Source organism: Sphingomonas faeni, from assembly GCF_030817315.1.
Lineage (GTDB): Bacteria > Pseudomonadota > Alphaproteobacteria > Sphingomonadales > Sphingomonadaceae > Sphingomonas > Sphingomonas faeni_C.
Genome location: NZ_JAUSZF010000001.1, coordinates 3598713 through 3614466 on the forward strand (window position 1 = coordinate 3598713; position 15754 = coordinate 3614466).

Annotated in this window: 15 protein-coding genes; 3 read left to right on the forward strand and 12 right to left on the reverse strand. The window is 64.6% G+C overall.

All coding sequences use genetic code 11. The features are described from left to right. Positions 1–139: 139 nt before the first annotated feature. Positions 140–862: a hypothetical protein gene (locus QFZ54_RS16705; protein WP_307088951.1), complete on the forward strand. Its 723-nt coding sequence runs from the start codon at positions 140–142 to the stop codon at positions 860–862. Positions 863–904: 42 nt separating this feature from the next. On the opposite strand, the gene QFZ54_RS16710 is transcribed toward QFZ54_RS16705, so the two are convergent. Then, the gene (locus tag QFZ54_RS16710; protein WP_373458608.1) at positions 905–1846 is read right to left on the reverse strand and encodes a serine hydrolase; all 942 of its coding nucleotides are present in this window, start codon (positions 1844–1846) and stop codon (positions 905–907) included. Positions 1847–2330: 484 nt separating this feature from the next. Between QFZ54_RS16710 and QFZ54_RS16715 the strand changes: the two genes are divergently transcribed. Continuing rightward, complete coding sequence (locus QFZ54_RS16715; protein WP_307088955.1) at positions 2331–4040, forward strand: chloride channel protein; 1710 nt, start codon at positions 2331–2333, stop codon at positions 4038–4040. A 42-nt stretch (positions 4041–4082) separates the two neighbouring features. Here the strand turns inward: QFZ54_RS16715 and arsH are convergent, their stop codons facing one another. The 11 genes from arsH to QFZ54_RS16770 form a co-directional block, all read right to left on the reverse strand. Continuing rightward, a complete protein-coding gene (arsH, locus tag QFZ54_RS16720; protein ID WP_307088956.1) occupies positions 4083–4799 on the reverse strand; it encodes an arsenical resistance protein ArsH in 717 nt (238 codons plus the stop codon). Next, positions 4799–5122, reverse strand: coding sequence for a YnfA family protein (locus tag QFZ54_RS16725; RefSeq protein ID WP_307088958.1), 324 nt, complete (start codon positions 5120–5122; stop codon positions 4799–4801). The genes arsH and QFZ54_RS16725 overlap by 1 nt, the downstream gene beginning before the upstream one ends. Then, the gene (locus QFZ54_RS16730) at positions 5119–6405 is read right to left on the reverse strand and encodes an arsenic transporter (protein WP_307088960.1); all 1287 of its coding nucleotides are present in this window, start codon (positions 6403–6405) and stop codon (positions 5119–5121) included. Before QFZ54_RS16730 ends, QFZ54_RS16725 begins: the two co-directional genes overlap by 4 nt. Beyond that, positions 6405–6848, reverse strand: coding sequence for an arsenate reductase (glutaredoxin) (arsC, locus tag QFZ54_RS16735; protein WP_307088962.1), 444 nt, complete (start codon positions 6846–6848; stop codon positions 6405–6407). Before arsC ends, QFZ54_RS16730 begins: the two co-directional genes overlap by 1 nt. A gap of 11 nt (positions 6849–6859) precedes the next feature. After that, the gene (locus tag QFZ54_RS16740) at positions 6860–7192 is read right to left on the reverse strand and encodes an ArsR/SmtB family transcription factor (RefSeq protein ID WP_307088964.1); all 333 of its coding nucleotides are present in this window, start codon (positions 7190–7192) and stop codon (positions 6860–6862) included. A 163-nt stretch (positions 7193–7355) separates the two neighbouring features. Beyond that, on the reverse strand, positions 7356–8390 hold the full coding sequence (locus tag QFZ54_RS16745) for a potassium channel family protein (protein WP_307088967.1): 1035 nt from the start codon (positions 8388–8390) through the stop codon (positions 7356–7358). 86 nt (positions 8391–8476) lie between these two features. Then, positions 8477–9544 carry a rod shape-determining protein RodA gene (gene rodA, locus QFZ54_RS16750; RefSeq protein ID WP_307089517.1) on the reverse strand — a complete coding sequence of 356 codons (1068 nt, stop codon included), beginning with the start codon at positions 9542–9544 and terminating at the stop codon, positions 8477–8479. A gap of 93 nt (positions 9545–9637) precedes the next feature. After that, positions 9638–9802 carry a Na+/H+ antiporter NhaA gene (locus QFZ54_RS16755; protein WP_373458609.1) on the reverse strand — a complete coding sequence of 55 codons (165 nt, stop codon included), beginning with the start codon at positions 9800–9802 and terminating at the stop codon, positions 9638–9640. Positions 9803–10055: 253 nt separating this feature from the next. Continuing rightward, positions 10056–10382, reverse strand: coding sequence for a Rap1a/Tai family immunity protein (locus tag QFZ54_RS16760; RefSeq protein WP_307088968.1), 327 nt, complete (start codon positions 10380–10382; stop codon positions 10056–10058). 72 nt (positions 10383–10454) lie between these two features. Then, complete coding sequence (locus tag QFZ54_RS16765; RefSeq protein WP_307088969.1) at positions 10455–11315, reverse strand: hypothetical protein; 861 nt, start codon at positions 11313–11315, stop codon at positions 10455–10457. Positions 11316–11350: 35 nt separating this feature from the next. Next, positions 11351–11650, reverse strand: a complete 300-nt coding sequence (locus tag QFZ54_RS16770) for a hypothetical protein (RefSeq protein WP_307088970.1) — start codon at positions 11648–11650, stop codon at positions 11351–11353. A gap of 673 nt (positions 11651–12323) precedes the next feature. On the opposite strand from QFZ54_RS16770, the gene QFZ54_RS16775 reads away from it, so the two are divergent. Then, positions 12324–15545 (forward strand): TonB-dependent receptor, encoded by a 3222-nt coding sequence (locus QFZ54_RS16775; protein ID WP_307088973.1) that lies wholly within the window; start codon positions 12324–12326, stop codon positions 15543–15545. The last annotated feature ends 209 nt before the right edge of the window (positions 15546–15754 follow it).

The following is a 15754-nucleotide window of genomic DNA, read 5'->3' on the forward strand; positions in this document are numbered from 1 at the left end:
AGCGGTCGGCGGAACCGGGTTTTTGATCGGGCGGGGGACGTCCCCGCGCAGTGTGGAGCGCGTTGCCGCAAAACCTATAGCGGCGGCTCCTGCCGATACGCGGACACCAGCCGCCCCCTCCACGCCAGGAAACGCGGTAATGACCCGTGCCGATCTGATCGCGTTGGCCGCACAGGCTGCAGATGCGGTCGCGGCGGGGCAAGCCTTGCCCAAGACGATAGGCGATGCCGCAGGACAGCGCTTCGAATTGCGGCTGCCGTTCGGGTGTCAGGGGCCGACCGAGGCTGGAAGCGATGCCGCCATGCGGTGGCGCTATGACGAGGGGGCGAAGGTCCTCCGCGTGCACGTCTCCCCCGTAGCCTGGACCAGAGCCGATATCCTGGATGCTCCGGACCAAGCGATCGGCGGGAATGTCGCTGGGGATGCCGGCGGGAATGTCGTCGAGGGGTTCTGGATCCCACGACCCTGGACGGCCAGCGAGACGTGCCCTGCGGCGCAGGACAGTCCGGCGCCAGCTGGAGCGGACCCCGTGACGCTGCCGGGGCAGACGCTGGCGATCGCCCAGTTCTTCGACGGCGATGGTGCGCGACAGGGCCAGCGGAACGGCAAGCCGTATGAAACGGTCGTCCGCATGGCACCCGAAGAGGTTCGTGCCGAACGAGGGTTTCAGCTGCGGATCGACGGTCGGATCGCCGACATACCGGGGCAGGGTCCGGTTTCTTGCCGCCAGCCGGCCGGGGCCGAGCAACGCCCGATCTGCATCGTCGCCATCGCGATGGACCATGTGGCGATCGACAATCCCGTGACGGGCAAGACGCTGGCGACCTGGGACGTCACGACCGCGCGGGTTGCCGATCGCTAAGCATCGGCTGTTTCAGGACAGGCAGGCCGACGGCGCCTCCTGTTACCGGTCAGCCGCGGCTATGACGGCACGGGTGACATCGCCCATCAGTCGCATGCGTACCGGAATCGGTTGACGGGTGCTCGCGATCATCACGGAGACCGCATAGCGATGACCGTCAGGGGCGACGAGCAACCCTACGTCATTATAGCCGGTCGATAGAGTGCCGAGGTCCTGGCCGGTTCCCGTCTTGTGCGCGAGCGTCCAACCGGGCCGAAGACCGGACTTGAGGCGAAGCGGGCCGGTCTTGCTGGACCGCATCAACGTCAGCAGCGACGCGGTCGAGCGCGCGCTCAAGAGCTTGCCCTGTGCGAGAAGGGACAGCCCGAGCGTCACACCATTGGCGGAGGCACCGTCGATCGGATCGGCGAGATAGCGGCGCAGTGCCTTGTCGCGCGCTTCGTAGGTCATGGCTGCACGGGCCTGAAGGAATCCCCAGCCACCCGCCCATTCCGGCCGCCATTCCAACCCGGCGGTACGGGCCTGCAACTGCCGTTCTCCGGGGCCGAACTTGACGCCCGCGACACCCTTTTCGCTTAGCATGCGGTTGATGGCGGCGGGGCCACCGACGCGCCAGAGAAGCACGTCGTTGCAGGTGTTGTCGCTGCGCGTCATCGCGCCGCGCAGCAACTCGCCGATCGTCGTCCTGTACCCGTCTTTCCCGACGAGCGCCCGGATGGGTTGGTGGAACAACGTGAGATCGGATCGCGTGACCGTCACCGGATCGCTGAGCGACAACCGGCCGCGATCGACCGCATCCATGACCGCGATGGCGACCCAGAACTTGCTCACGCTCTGTTGCGGGCGGGGACTATCGCCTTCCCAGGCAACGACCCAACCCTCGTCGATATCGCGGACGCTGATGCCGGCGTCGCCCTTGAAGCTGGCGCCCAGCGCCTGAACGGCGTTGAGCAGGTCGGCCGATGGCTGGGCGCGCACCGGCATCGGCACCGGCCTTGGCGGCGTTCGGGCGGGTGTCGTCGTCTGCACGGTGATCGGCACCCGCGCGGGCGGCACGGGCTGTCGTCCCGCAGGAACGCAGGCCGTAGGAACGCAGGCCGCAAGGACGGACAGACCGGCAACGATGCGGATACGACGAGACAGAAATTCGAATGGCAACGAGGCTTCCCTTTTCATGTCTTGTAACGGATCGTTCCCGAAGCGGAACCGGATCGCATCGCCTTCGCCCCGCGGCACGCTCGGCTCGGCGCAGTGATGATAGCAGTCGCAATGTGCTACCGCCGAGATCGGTATAGCCGGGAGGGGGTCTTGGGTTTAACCGGCGGCATGCGCGTGCCTTGCTCTCCTGTCTCCCTCCCAGTGCCCATCGTCGCGTGCCTGCGCGATCCCGAATGAAGCGCGGCGCCGTGTGTCGGACCACGGGCGCGTGAGCGGGGGCGTCGGGGCCATACGGTCGGCCACGTCATGGGTGCGCCAGCGCCTGCGCGCGAGCGAAGCGGTCCTGATCCTGCTGGCCGTCGCGATCGGTGGTGCTGCGGGTTTGCTGAGCGTCGTGCAGGGCGTGGTTGCGCGGACGATGCAACATCTGCTGTTCGCCCTGCCGAGCGGCCAGCGGCTTAGCGCGACACCGGCGGTCCCGTTGCTGGCGCTGATCGCCTTGCCGATCGGCGGGCTCGTGCTGGCACTCTTCTCCTGGATCACGAAGGCGCGGGTACGACATATGGTCGATGCCGTCGAAGCCAATGCGCTGCACGGCGGTCGCATGTCGTGGAGCGACAGCCTCGTCATCTCCGGACAGACGATCATCTCGAATGGGTTTGGCGCGTCGGTCGGACTCGAAGCGGCCTATGCGCAGCTCGGCGGGGTCGTCGCCTCGATCGCGGGCGGGTGGTTCAGGCTTCGGCGCGCCGACCTGCGGGTCCTGGTCGGCGCAGGCACGGGCGCCGCCATCGCGGGCGCGTTCGGTGCACCGCTGGCAGGCGCATTCTATGCGTTCGAGATCGTCATCGGTGCGTACACACCGGCCGCGATCGCGCCCGTCGCCGCGGCATCGCTGTCGGGCGTGCTCGTCGCCCAGCTATTCGGAGCGCAGCCGTATCTGGTCGATGTCACCATCGCCGAGCAGGTGCAGACGCATCATTACCTGATCTATGCCGGGTTGGGCGCGATCGCCGCGGGGACCGGAATCCTGCTGATGCGCGCTGTCGCCGAGGTCGAGGCGCTGACACGCCGCCTGCCGCTCCGCACGTCGTGGCGACCGGTCGTCGGGGGCGCTCTGCTGATCCCCATGGCCTGGCTGACGCCGCAGGTTCTGTCGGCGGGGCACGCCGCGCTTCACCTCGACCTGGAATATGGCGTGCCCCTCACGGTCCTTGCCGCCATCTTCATCGTGAAGAGCGCCGCGTCGGTGGTGTCGCTCGGCTTCGGGTTCCGAGGCGGCCTGTTCTTCGCGTCGTTGTTCCTGGGCAGTCTGCTGGGCCAGCTCTACGCGGGTGGATTGGGTTGGATCGCGGGACAATCGGTGATCGATCCCGAGAATGCGGCGCTGGTAGGGATGGCGGCGTTGGCCGTCGCAGTCGTCGGCGGGCCGATGACGATGGCCATGCTGGTTCTCGAGGCGACGCACGACTTCTCGCTTGCCGGCGCGACGATCGCGGCCGCGCTGGTGTCCTCGACCATCGTCCGCGAGACGTTCGGATATTCGTTCTCGACATGGCGGCTTCACCTTCGTGGCGAAACGATCAAGAGCGCGCGCGATGTCGGTTGGGTTCGGACGCTGACGGCTGGACGGATGATGCGGAAGGTCGAACGGGCAACGCCCGGGCGGATCACCGTTGCCGAGTTTCGCCGCCTGTTTCCGCTGGGGTCGACCAGCCGGGTCGTCGTGGTCGACGATCAGGATCGCTATGCCGGCATAGTCCAGACCGCCAGCGCCTTCGCCGAGGGGGTTACATCGACCGACGCCGTCGGCACGCTCGCGATCCACCGGGAGCAGGTGCTGTCGCCCGACGCCGACATCAAGGCGGTGATGGCTATTTTCGATGCCGCGGGTGCAGACGAAATGGCCGTCGTCGGCGCAGACGGCAAGGTGCTCGGGATCTTGTCGGAATCCTATGTCCGGCGACGCTATGCCGAGGAACTGGACAAGTCCCAGAGAGAGATATTCGGCGAAGCTTAGCGTTCGCCAATCCAAGCCTCGCCGGTTTGGCGCGCCTGCAACCTACAGGTCGACCGGGTTGATCGGGGTCTTCGCTTCCTTGCGCTCGGAGTAGCGATCGACGAGTTGCGCGGTGTGCGGTCGCAGCAGGACCGTGAAGCGGACCAGTTCCTCCATCACATCGACGATCCGGTCATAATAGCTGGATGGTTTCATCCGACCGGCGTCGTCGAATTCGTCGAACGCCTTGGCGACGCTCGACTGATTGGGGATCGTGACCATCCGCATCCAGCGGCCCAGCACGCGCAGCGTGTTGACGCTGTTGAACGACTGCGATCCGGCCGACACCTGCATGACCGCGAGCGTGCGCCCCTGCGTCGGGCGCATTCCGCCCAGGGACAGCGGCAGGTGATCGACTTGCAGCTTCATGATGCCGGTAATCTGGCCATGCCGCTCGGGGCTGCACCACACATGCCCCTCAGACCACATCGACAGTTCGCGCAACTCGTGGACGGCCGGGTGGTCGTCCGCGGTCACCTGGTCGGGGAGCGGCAGCGTGGCGGGGTCGAAAATGCGCGTCTCGCAGCCGAAGAATTGCAGCAGGCGAGCGGCTTCCTCGACGCACAGGCGCGAATAGGATCGTTCGCGCAAGGAGCCGTAGAGCAGCAGGATGCGCGGGGGTGGATCACCGGGGCCAAGCCCGAGGGCAGGCCGCCCGAGCGCATAGCGTCGATCGAGCGCTGGCAGATAATCGGGATCGGATAGCGTGCGGAGCGGCATCAGGCAGTCCTTGGGCCAAGTAGAATGATACAGGTACCGATCAGGCAGAGTGCCGCTCCGCCAGCGTCCCAGCGATCCGGCCTCACCCCTTCGACGGCCCAGAGCCAGATCAGCGATGCGTAGATGTAGACGCCGCCATAGGCAGCATAGGCCCGCCCCGCTGCGTCGCTGTCGACACGCGTCAGCAGCCAAGCGAACAGCATCAGCGAAACAACGCCCGGCGCTAGCCACAGAGGCGATCTGTCCAGCCGCAACCAAGCCCAAAAGGCAAAGCAGCCTGCAATTTCCGCGAGCGCAGCCGCCAGATATACGAGTGCCGTCACGCCATGCCGATCCTGATCGCGAGTGCCGCGAGCGTCACCAGCAGTACGGGGATCGTCAGCGTCGCACCGACCTTGAAGTAATAACCCCAGCCGATGCGGATGCCCTTTTGCCCGAGGACGTGCAGCCACAGCAGCGTCGCGAGCGAGCCGATCGGCGTGATCTTCGGCCCGAGGTCGCAACCGATCACGTTGGCGTAGATCATCGCTTCCCTGACCGCGCCCGTCGCATGCGTCGCATCGATCGACAGCGCGCCGACCAGGACGGTCGGCATGTTGTTCATCACCGACGACAGCAGCGCGGCGATGATGCCGGTACCGAACGCCGCGCCCCATACACCGCCTTGCGCGGTGCGATCGAGCAGGGCGGCAAGGTAATCGGTAAGCCCGGCATTCCGCAGGCCATAGACGACCAGGTACATACCGAGCGAGAAGATCACGACTTGCCACGGCGCGCCGGCCAGTACCTTGCGCGTCTGGATGACATGGCCGCGCGCGGCGATGACCAGCAGGAGGACTGCGCCGCCGGCGGCGACGGCGCTGACCGGTACGCCGATGGGTTCGAGCAGAAAGAAACCGGCGAGCAGCAGGGCGAGGACGACCCATCCCGCCTTGAACGTGGCAGGATCGCGGATCGCTTCCGCAGGCGCACGGAGCTGCGCCACGTCATAACTGGTCGGTATGTCGCGGCGGAAGAACAGCAGCAGCACGACCAGCGTCGTGGCGATCGACGCCAGATCGACCGGCACCATCACCGACGCATACTCGGCGAAACCGATCTGGAAGAAGTCGGCCGACACGATGTTGACGAGGTTGGACACGATCAGGGGCAGGCTGGCGGTATCGGCGATGAACCCCGCAGCCATCACGAACGCCAGCGTAGCCTTGTCCTTGTATCCCAGCGCGCGCAGCATCGCGATGACGATCGGCGTCAGGATCAGCGCTGCGCCGTCGTTGGCGAACAGCGCCGACACCGCCGCGCCGAGCAGGACGATCAGGACGAACAGCCGGCGGCCATGCCCGTTGCCCCAGCGCGCGACGTGGAGCGCCGCCCATTCGAAGAACCCGGCTTCGTCGAGCAACAGGCTGACGATGATGATCGCGACGAAGGTCGCAGTCGCATTCCAGACGATGCCCCACACCACCGGCACGTCGGAGAGCGAGACGACCCCGACGAGCAGCGCGATCGCAGCGCCGCCCAGAGCGCTCCACCCGATGCCGAGCCCCTTGGGCTGCCAGATGACGAGCGCGATCGTGACGATGAAGATGGCAAGCGCGAGCAGCATCAGGCGATGCGCTGGCCCGAGGCGTCCACGACCTTTTCGCCGTCTTCCTTGGCAAACGCGCCCTGTTGCGGATCGGGCAGCAGATCGAGCACGGCTTCGGATGGCCGGCACAGCTTCACGCCGAGCGGCGAGACGACGAGCGGGCGGTTGATGAGGATCGGATGCGCCATCATCGCGTCGAGGAGTGCGTCGTCGGAGAGCGAAACGTCACCAAGGTCGAGGTCTGCGAAGGGCGTTCCCTTCTCGCGCAGAAGGTTGCGGGGCGTGATCCCGGCGCGGTCGATCAGTTCGACCAGCAGCGCGCGCGAGGGCGGCGTCTTCAGATATTCGACGACGTGCGGCTCGATGCCGGCATTGCGGATCATCGCCAGCGTGTTGCGCGACGTGCCGCATTCGGGGTTGTGATAGATCACCATATCGACGGCCGTGCTCTCGGTGGTCATTGCGCGTCCTTTCAGCAGCAGGGGGTGAGTTCGGCGAGCAGCGGCGCGCACAGTTCGGGAGAGCCTGCGCAGCAATCCTTGACCAGGAACAGCGTCAGCGCGCGCAGGCCGCTCATATCGGCGCGGTAGATGACCGAGCGGCTATGCCGTTCGAAGCGGACGATGCCGGCACGAGACAGGATACCGAGGTGCGCGGACATCGTGTTCTGGGGTACGTCGAGCTGGCGGGCGATTTCGCCTGCTGCCAGTCCGTCCGGTTCGTGGCGAACGAGTAGCCGGAACACGTCGAGACGCGTGCCTTGTGCGAGCGCACCCAGCGCGGCGATTGCCGAATCGTTATCCATATATCCAGCATAACGGATATAATCGCGATGGCTAGCCTGGTGCCTTCTCGTATCGTGAAGGGGCGGGAGTGCCGTTCGGCTACCCGGTTCGACGCGGGTATGCTTGTACCAGCGCTGTGATGTCATCGCTTCTCGAGGAAGGCCCTGTCCTCAACGGAGGGCGTTAGTTCCTGGCGTCAGTGCGGGGAACGACCTCGACGATGATGTCGCCCGCTTCCAGTCGGGCGGCCTCGGGTTCCCAGAAGCAAAAGTCCTGATGCCCGCGATAGATGCGGTGACCGAGCCCGGTGGCGATGTCGGCGAGCGGCTTGCCCACTTCGTCCGCAGAGACTTCGCGTTCGCGCAGGACGACACGCCCGCCGGACGCGGCAAGATCGGCCATGTATTCGGCGGTATGCGCGCCGTGCGTGGAGCCGGCGAGCAGGAGACCGGCAAAGCTGGCCGGGTTGATGACCACGTTGGCGCCGGCCTGATGCGCGATCGCTTCATTGTCCTCCGATCGGATCACCACGCTGATCGGTAGATCGGGTGCGATCCGCCGCGCCGTCAGCACGATCAGGATCGAGGTATCGTCGCGACCGGCGGAGACGATGAGCGCGCGGGCCTTGGAAAGACGGGCCGCCTCAAGCGCTGCGTTGCGCGTGGCGTTCCCCTCCATCACCGTCGTGCCGCAACTCTCTGCCGTGCGTAACGCCGCGGCGCGCTCGTCGACGACCACGATCGTGCCCGGATCGGCACCGCGACGGATGAGTTCGCTCACCGCCTCGGACCCGCTCGTGCCGAAACCGGCGACGACGACATGGCCTTCGAGGTGCCGCTGGATCACCGACATACGCCATTTCTCCCAGACGCCCTTGAGCAGAAAATCATACGCGGTTCCCAGAAAGATGAGCCATACGAAGAGCCGGATCGGCGTCACGACGAAGGTATCGAACATCCGCGCCTGCTGCGTCACAGGCACGATGTCGCCGTAGCCGACCGTCGTCACGGTAATCATCGTGAAATACAGGATGTCGGCGAACGTCACGGGCGCGCCCGAGTTCTGCCGCAGGCCATCGCGATCGAACCAGTGGACCGCGAGCGCGATGCCGATCAGCGCCAGCGCGACCAGCGCCCGCCAGGACAAGGCCAGCCACGCCGGGGTTCGGCTCTGGCGGCGCAGGCGATAGTGCACCGTGTCTGCATCGTCGGTGTGCATGCCGTCTCTTGCATCGCCGGGACGCCGCTGTGAAGCTCTGTCGGCCGGTCGGGGGGCGGCTCTCAAGGCGGTGACATTCGGCGGGGTCACAGCCCCCCGATATGGCGTGTCTGGAACCGCTCCCGGTGGATCGACATGAGTATCCCGAGCAGGATCAGGACGGTCATCATCGCCGACCCGCCATAGGATAGCAGCGGCAGCGGGATACCGACGACCGGTGCCAGACCCATGACCATCGCGATGTTGATGCTGACGTACAGAAACAGCGTCATCGCAAGACCGGCGGCGACCAGACGCGCAAACATCGACTTGCCGTCGAACCCCAGGTTCAAGGCCCACCTGACGAGGTAGCCATAGGCCAAAAGGACGAACAAGCCGCCCATCATCCCCCATTCCTCCATCATCGTCGAGAAGATGAAGTCGGTATGCGTTTCGGGCAGATATTCGAGGTGGCTTTGCGTGCCCTGGAGGAATCCCTTGCCGAAAACGCCTCCGGATCCGATCGCGATCTTGGACTGCGACAAATGGTAGCCTGTGCCGAGCGGATCGCTCTCCGGATCCATAAAGATCAAGATGCGGTTCTTCTGGTAGTCGTGGAGCAAGCCCCATGCGACCGGCAGCAGGGCGCCTACGATCGCGCCGGCGCCGATAAACCACCGCATTTTCGTACCCGCGAGGAAGATCATCGTCGTCCCGGCGATGGTGATCATCATCGCCGTACCGAGATCGGGTTGCAGCATCACCAGCCCGGCCGGAACCGCGACCAGTGCAACCGGGATGATCAATACGCCGGGGCGGCTGATGAAACCGGGCGGTACCGTGTCGTAGAAGCGGGCCACGCTCAGCACGACCGCGAGCTTCATGAACTCGGAGGGCTGCAGGCGGATGATGCCCAGATCGATCCAGCGTTGGGCACCCATGCCGATATGCCCGAACAATTCGACGAGCAGGAGCAACGCGAGCGTGACGGCGTAGAAGGTGTAGGCATGGCGCTTCCACGTCGCGACGGAAACGCGCGAGAGCACGAGCATCCCTGCGAACAGCACCGCAAAACGCACCGCCTGGTTCGTCGCCCAGGGCGAAAGATGCCCTCCGGCAGCCGAGTAAAGCGTCACCAGACCAAATGTGGTGATCGCCATTACCGTCACGAGCATCGACCAAGGCAATGCGCGGATCGGCGCAGGCAAAGTGGCAGCCCTCAAAATTTGTTCTCCGTATCCAGTATCGAAACAATGTCGGGCCGTTGTTCAGAGGCCGGGATCAGCCTGCGTCCGGCCGGACCTTGCGCTGCGAAGCAGTGCGTAGCCGAGGATGAACGAGTCGGCGAGGGCGCCCAACTTGGCTTCGACCTTTAAGGACTGACTACCGGGGAAAGCCAGCAAGGTGATGAAGATACTCATCGTAAAGCCGATCCCGCGGCGTCGATCGGCATTAAACCTGCCGAGGACTGGCTATCGAAACGGCGGCGAATAGCGCTTGGCTGTAGGTAGCGAGAATGGCCCATCGTGATGGTCACCGGATACGAGTTTTCAACGCGGGCGGCCCGACCAACTTATAAACCTGCCGCTTCATCGAACGAACACTCGACGATCCCTATGATACCCGAGCGTCCGCCGAACAACGTCGGCAATTCTTCGAAAAGCGCGTGTCTTCGAAAAGCGCGTGCTATTTACGCTTGCAGGGAAAGGCCTGTTGCAGGGCATCGCGCACGACGAACGAGGGCGCGCCGGTGCCCGTCGGCTTGGCACGTTTGCGCAGATATTTGCGCGTGGAGGATACCACTTCGATGTTGGAGGCGCGGGTCTGTGACGGGCAGATCTGACCGGACAGCGACAAGGTGTCGAATGCCGCGATGATATAGCCGGTGCAGAAATTTGGTGTGGGATCCGTATCCTTGCCACGACACAGCTCAAGCAGTTGCGCGGTCGTCACGGAACTCACCACGACGGGCCGGTCCGCTGCGGCGAGTAGCGCGGCCATCAACATCATCATAAGCTTCCCCCTTCAGGTCGGTATGCGCGCGAAATCCGTTACCGGTTTCGGAACCGGCAGCAGCGGATCGGTCTATCTGCTCGCGACCGTTTGGAGATACGGCAGCAGGCGTACACGTGGGAACACGTCGTCGAGCGATTTGGTGTCGGGCAGGATGTAGACCATGCCGCCCTTTTTCTGGAACAGCGGGCGCAGCTTCTTGCTGTAGAAACTCGTGCCGACATTGATGCAGCCGAAGCTGATCCGGTTGTCGTCCGGTGTCGGGGAGAGCAGTCGCTGGACACGATGCTCGGCCTTGTTGGTGGTGATCACCGCATGGATCGCGACCGAGTTGGTATAGTCGACCCATAGAACGCGCTGGCGCCCTACCGCACGACCGAACTTGGCGATGTAGCGACCCGCCGGCGTGGTCCGCTCGGCCGGTCCGATCTCCGCCAGGCTCTTGGCGCCGATGCCCGGGGTCGAATCGTCGCCGATGCCCACGCCGAGCAGCACGGGTGTCTGCCCCAGAAAGTCGCCCTTCGCATTGAAGAGAAGAAGCGCCGCGGCCTGTTTGTCGATGACGATATAGGGAAGCGCACCATTGTCGTGCGCGGCCGCGACCCATGCGATCATACGGCTGGCCGCTTCCGATCGCACGGGTTCGAGAATCTCGGCGGCGTCCGCGGCCGAGATTACGGGCGGACGTACGGTCGCGGCCGCCGGTGTCTTGCGTTTGCGCGCCGGTGAGCCTTTGCGCGCGGAAGCTTTCGAAGCTGCGCGCGCAGGCACGGTCGACTTGGCACGCGTCTGCGCATTCGTAGGCGTGGCCAGACTTGGCTGCGGCGCGAGCAATCCTAACGCCAATGCCGCGACCGTGCCCATGCGCAAGTGACGGCGGCACGGCCGGTGAATGATCGCGGTCTTGTTCAGCAGAGTTGTCCGGCCAGCCAATCGAAATGCGTAAACGCTATGTATTGCCGCGGGGCTTAGCCGCGGGGCTTACGCTGGCGCTGCTGCATCTGCTGTTCCATGCCGTCGACGCGACCGTTGATCTGGTCGATGCGCTGGCCGTTCTGCTGGGCCTGACCAGCGGCAGCTTGAGCCTGGGCGAGAGCCTGGCCGGAGGTGCCTTCGACGGTGCGCAACCGGCCGTCCATGCCGTCGATGCGGGTATTCACGGTTGCGATCTGCTCGCGGACGAAACCCTTCGTCGCGCAGCCGCCGAGGCCGGTCGCGCCGACGATGATCAGGGCTGCCGTACAATATTTAGGAAGATTGGGACGCATTTACTCACCTTTCCAAACGTGGATGCCACCACTCATCCCAGGTTCGACGACGCGACAATCGATTATAGCCAAGGCGTGCGCGTTCTGCGGTGGAGTTCGTTGCCCGCTGTTCGGCGAAATGCGGGGGAAGGATCGACGAACTCTCTGTATCGATTGCCAGGACTTGGCCTTTTGCGGGCTGTGATCTCCGGTGGACAGACACGCGGGGGCCTGCCCGGTGATGCGGTTCTTCCCAAGTACGGCAGTCTGGGGCGTGATGATCCAGCACGGTGCTACTGTCCTAAGCATCTGAAAGAGCTCGCAGTTTGCGCTACCGAGGGCGTCGATACGATGGCTGTATCGACCGAGAACGTTCCGCGATCATAGCCGAAAGACCAAAACCACGGCTTCATCGGAACGTTGTAACCAAAATTGGCCTAACCGAACAGGGTTGACTCGCTGACCAATAGCGGCGAGATAGCGCTATCAATTGACCTGCATCAGACAGGCGTGACGGGGAACGGGGATGGCTTTTAACGCTATTGATGTCGCATGCCCATCGGCCGGTCGGTCGAGATTGTGGACTGCTTCGCGCAGTACCTAGCGCCTGACACCTGACTTTCTTCAAGCATTCATAACAACGAGACGCTTCCTGCCGCCAGTCGGACAGCGAGGTTCCAAGAGGATCCTGAACATGACGCCTTTCAAAATGGCCCCTCGTCTTACGCGCGCTGCGCTTCTGTGCGCGACGACGATGGTAGCGCTGTCCGCGACCATGGCCGCAGCGCAAACCATTCCGCCGACGCAGGACCCGGCACCAGCCGCGCCGCAGAGTGCTGCGCCCGCCACGGCTGCCCCCGCCACCGCTGATCCCGCCGCTCCTCCCGCTCCTCCCGCTTCGCCGGCCGCAGCCCTGCCGGATTCGGACCAGACCCCAGGCACGATCGACGCAGCCGATACCGGCGACATCGTCGTCACCGGCTATCGTTCGAGCCTCGCCAAGTCGACGAACGCCAAGCGCGCGTCGACCGGCTTTACCGATTCCATCTTCGCGGAAGACATCGGCAAGTTCCCCGATACGAACATCGCCGAATCCTTCAACCGCATCCCCGGCATCACGATCACGCGCGACGTGACCGGCGAAGGCACGAACGTCGCGATCCGCGGTCTGGGGTCGAACTTCACGAACGTCACGCTCAACGGCGCGACGATCGCAGTGGCGTCGTCGGGCGCGACCGACGCGCAGGGCACCGATCGTTCGGTCGATCTCAGCTTCTTCCCGACCGACCTGTTCACCAAGCTGACGGTCAATAAGAGCTATACCGCCGACCTTCTCGAAGGTGGTGCGGCCGGTAACATCGATCTCCGCTCGGCACGGCCGTTCGATCGCTCGACCTCGTTCCTGGCGTATAACGTCCAGGGCACGAAGCAGTCGCCGGAAGACCGGATCGGTGCCCGCGGCTCGCTGATCGGCAGCTGGCGTGGCGACAAGGTCGGTATCCTGGCGGGTGTGTCCGCCCAGCGCCTGTTCACCGACACGCGTGGGTTCGAGACGATTGGCTATACCAATCCAGCCCTGACGGCGGCGCAGTGCGGCGCTGCCTCGGGCTGCAACACGACGGGTGGCGGCAACTGGACGATCCCGGCCGTGGTGCCGGTCGGCGCCGGTGCGGGCCTGGTGGCGGGTACGCCGATCACCAGCGCGTTCCTGCTCGCCAACAATCCCGGTGCGACGATCCAGCAGATCGACAATGCGTTGCTGCCGCGGCTCGGGCGCTTCACGAGCATTCGCGGTCCGCGCGATCGTATCAACGCGATCGTCAGCGCCGAGTGGCAGCCGACCGACACGCTGCATTTCTACGTGGATGGCCTGTACGGCTATAAGAAGAACGAACTGACGCGCGAGAACATGGCGTGGATCGTCCGTAACGGCGCGGTCATCCCGACCAACCTGACGTTCGACAAGGCGGATTGCACGATCGGCTGCGTCGTCACCGGCGGTACGTTTGCCAACGCGCAGTTCTTCAACGAATTCCGCCCCTATACCGAGACGACGAAGCTGTTCAGCGTCAACCCCGGCGGCGAGTGGGAGATTTCCGACACGCTCAAGCTGAACCTGCAGGGTAACTACGCGCGCTCGACCTTCCACCGCGAGAACCCGTCGGTCGGCATGACGACCCCGCTGGGCGTCGGCAACACGGTCACCTATTCCAACGACGGTAGTGGCATCCCGACGATCCAGAGCGCGCTGGACCTGAACGACCCGGCGAACTTCGGCTGGAACGCGGGCAGCCGCGTCAACATCTCGGACGAACGGCGCCTCAACAAGAGCAAGGGCGCACGCGGCGACCTGACCTGGGGCAATACCGCGCTCAACCTGAAGATCGGCGGCGCGTTCGACGACGTGTCGCGTCGGATCAGCAGCACCGACAACAGCCAGGCGTACCAGAATGCGGTCTGCGGCAATAATCCCAGCGTGTTCGTCCCCTCGCCGAATTCGCAGCCGCCCTGCGAAGGCCTGAACGCTCCAGGCGTGATACCGGCAGGCTACCCGACCTATCCGGGTTATGGCACCGGATCGACCGCCGGCATGGCCGGACCAGCGTCCTATGGTGGTTCGCTCGTTCCCAATGCGGCGGCGCCGAGCTATCTGACGCCGGGGCCGGCTGGCTTCGTGACCGTCGACTGGCCGAAGTTCGCGGCCGCAACCAATTATGATTTCTATCATGACACCTCGCCGGAGAGCGGTGCTTCGACCACGGGTGCAAGCGGCGGCGGGATCCGCGAAGTGGTGAAGTCCGCGTTCGCCACGGTCAACGGCGAGCAGAACCTCGGCGGCAACATGCTGCGGTTCAACGTCGGCATGCGCTACGTCAACACGATCCAGACGATCACGGGTCGCGTCTCGTTGCCCGATCCCCGCAATACGACGGCGACCGGCATCGCGCTGCCGGATGGCAGCCGCTATCCGAACCTCGTCAGCATCGTGTCGACGCGCAACGTCTATTCGAAGTGGCTGCCGGCGGCGACGTTCGCATACGACGTCAGCGAGCACGCAGTGGTCCGCGTCGCCGGGTCGCGTACGATGACCCGTCCCGATCCGTCGGCGCAGTTGCCGGGCGTGAACTTCGGTGCGCCATCGGCGGATCAGGCGTCGATCGGCAACCCGGCGCTCGAGCCGTACATGTCGACGAACATCGATCTGGGCTTCGAATATTATACCGGCCGCGAAGGCGTGGTGAGCTTCAATGCGTTCCGCAAGTCGATCAAGGGCTTTACGAACACCGCGATCAACACCGTGGCGTTCGGGGAGCTGGCGCAATACGGCATCACCTACGACACGCTGAACCCGACGCAGCAGATCGCGCTCAACTCGCGTGGCGGACCTAGCGCTGCGCAGGTTCAAGTCACGTCGCAGGTCAACGTGCCCGACAAGCTGACCATCAACGGGCTCGAATTCCAGTGGGTCCAGCCGCTCGACTTCCTGACCAAGAATATCGGCATCACCGGGTTCGGCTTCAACGCCAATGCGACGGTCGTCGATCAGACCAGCAAGGGTGCGGCAACCGCGTTCGGCGTGGCACCGTTCACCTACAACATCACCGGCTATTACGAAAAGCACGGCGTGATGCTGCGGGTGTCGACCACCTCGCGCGAAGGGTCGCAGAACAGCGGCGCAGCGCAGAACGGCATTCCGGCGGCGGCATTGTTCGGCACGGATTATACGACGTACGATTTCTCGTCCTCGTTCGACCTGGACAAGATCTTCGGTCTGGCCGGCGCACCGCAGCTGACGATCAACGTCGCGAACTTCACCGACGCGACGCTGCGCTCGTACTTCCAGTTCGAGAACGCGACCTTTACCCAGTACAAGCCGGGTCGCCAGTTCCTCGTGGGTCTGCGCGGTACCTTCTAGTATGGCGCGGCAGTGCGGTCGTGATGCGATCGCACTGCCGGCATCGGGCGAAGACGTGGGCGTGACCGGTTGGGGCACGCCCACGCAGGCCGAACCGCAATCACGGTAAGGCACCCAGCCGATCCCGCCACCGTGCGGACGATAGCTGTCGCGGTCGACGTCAATCGACTTGGCGGTACCCGGTGACGATCGGGCAAGTCGATACAACG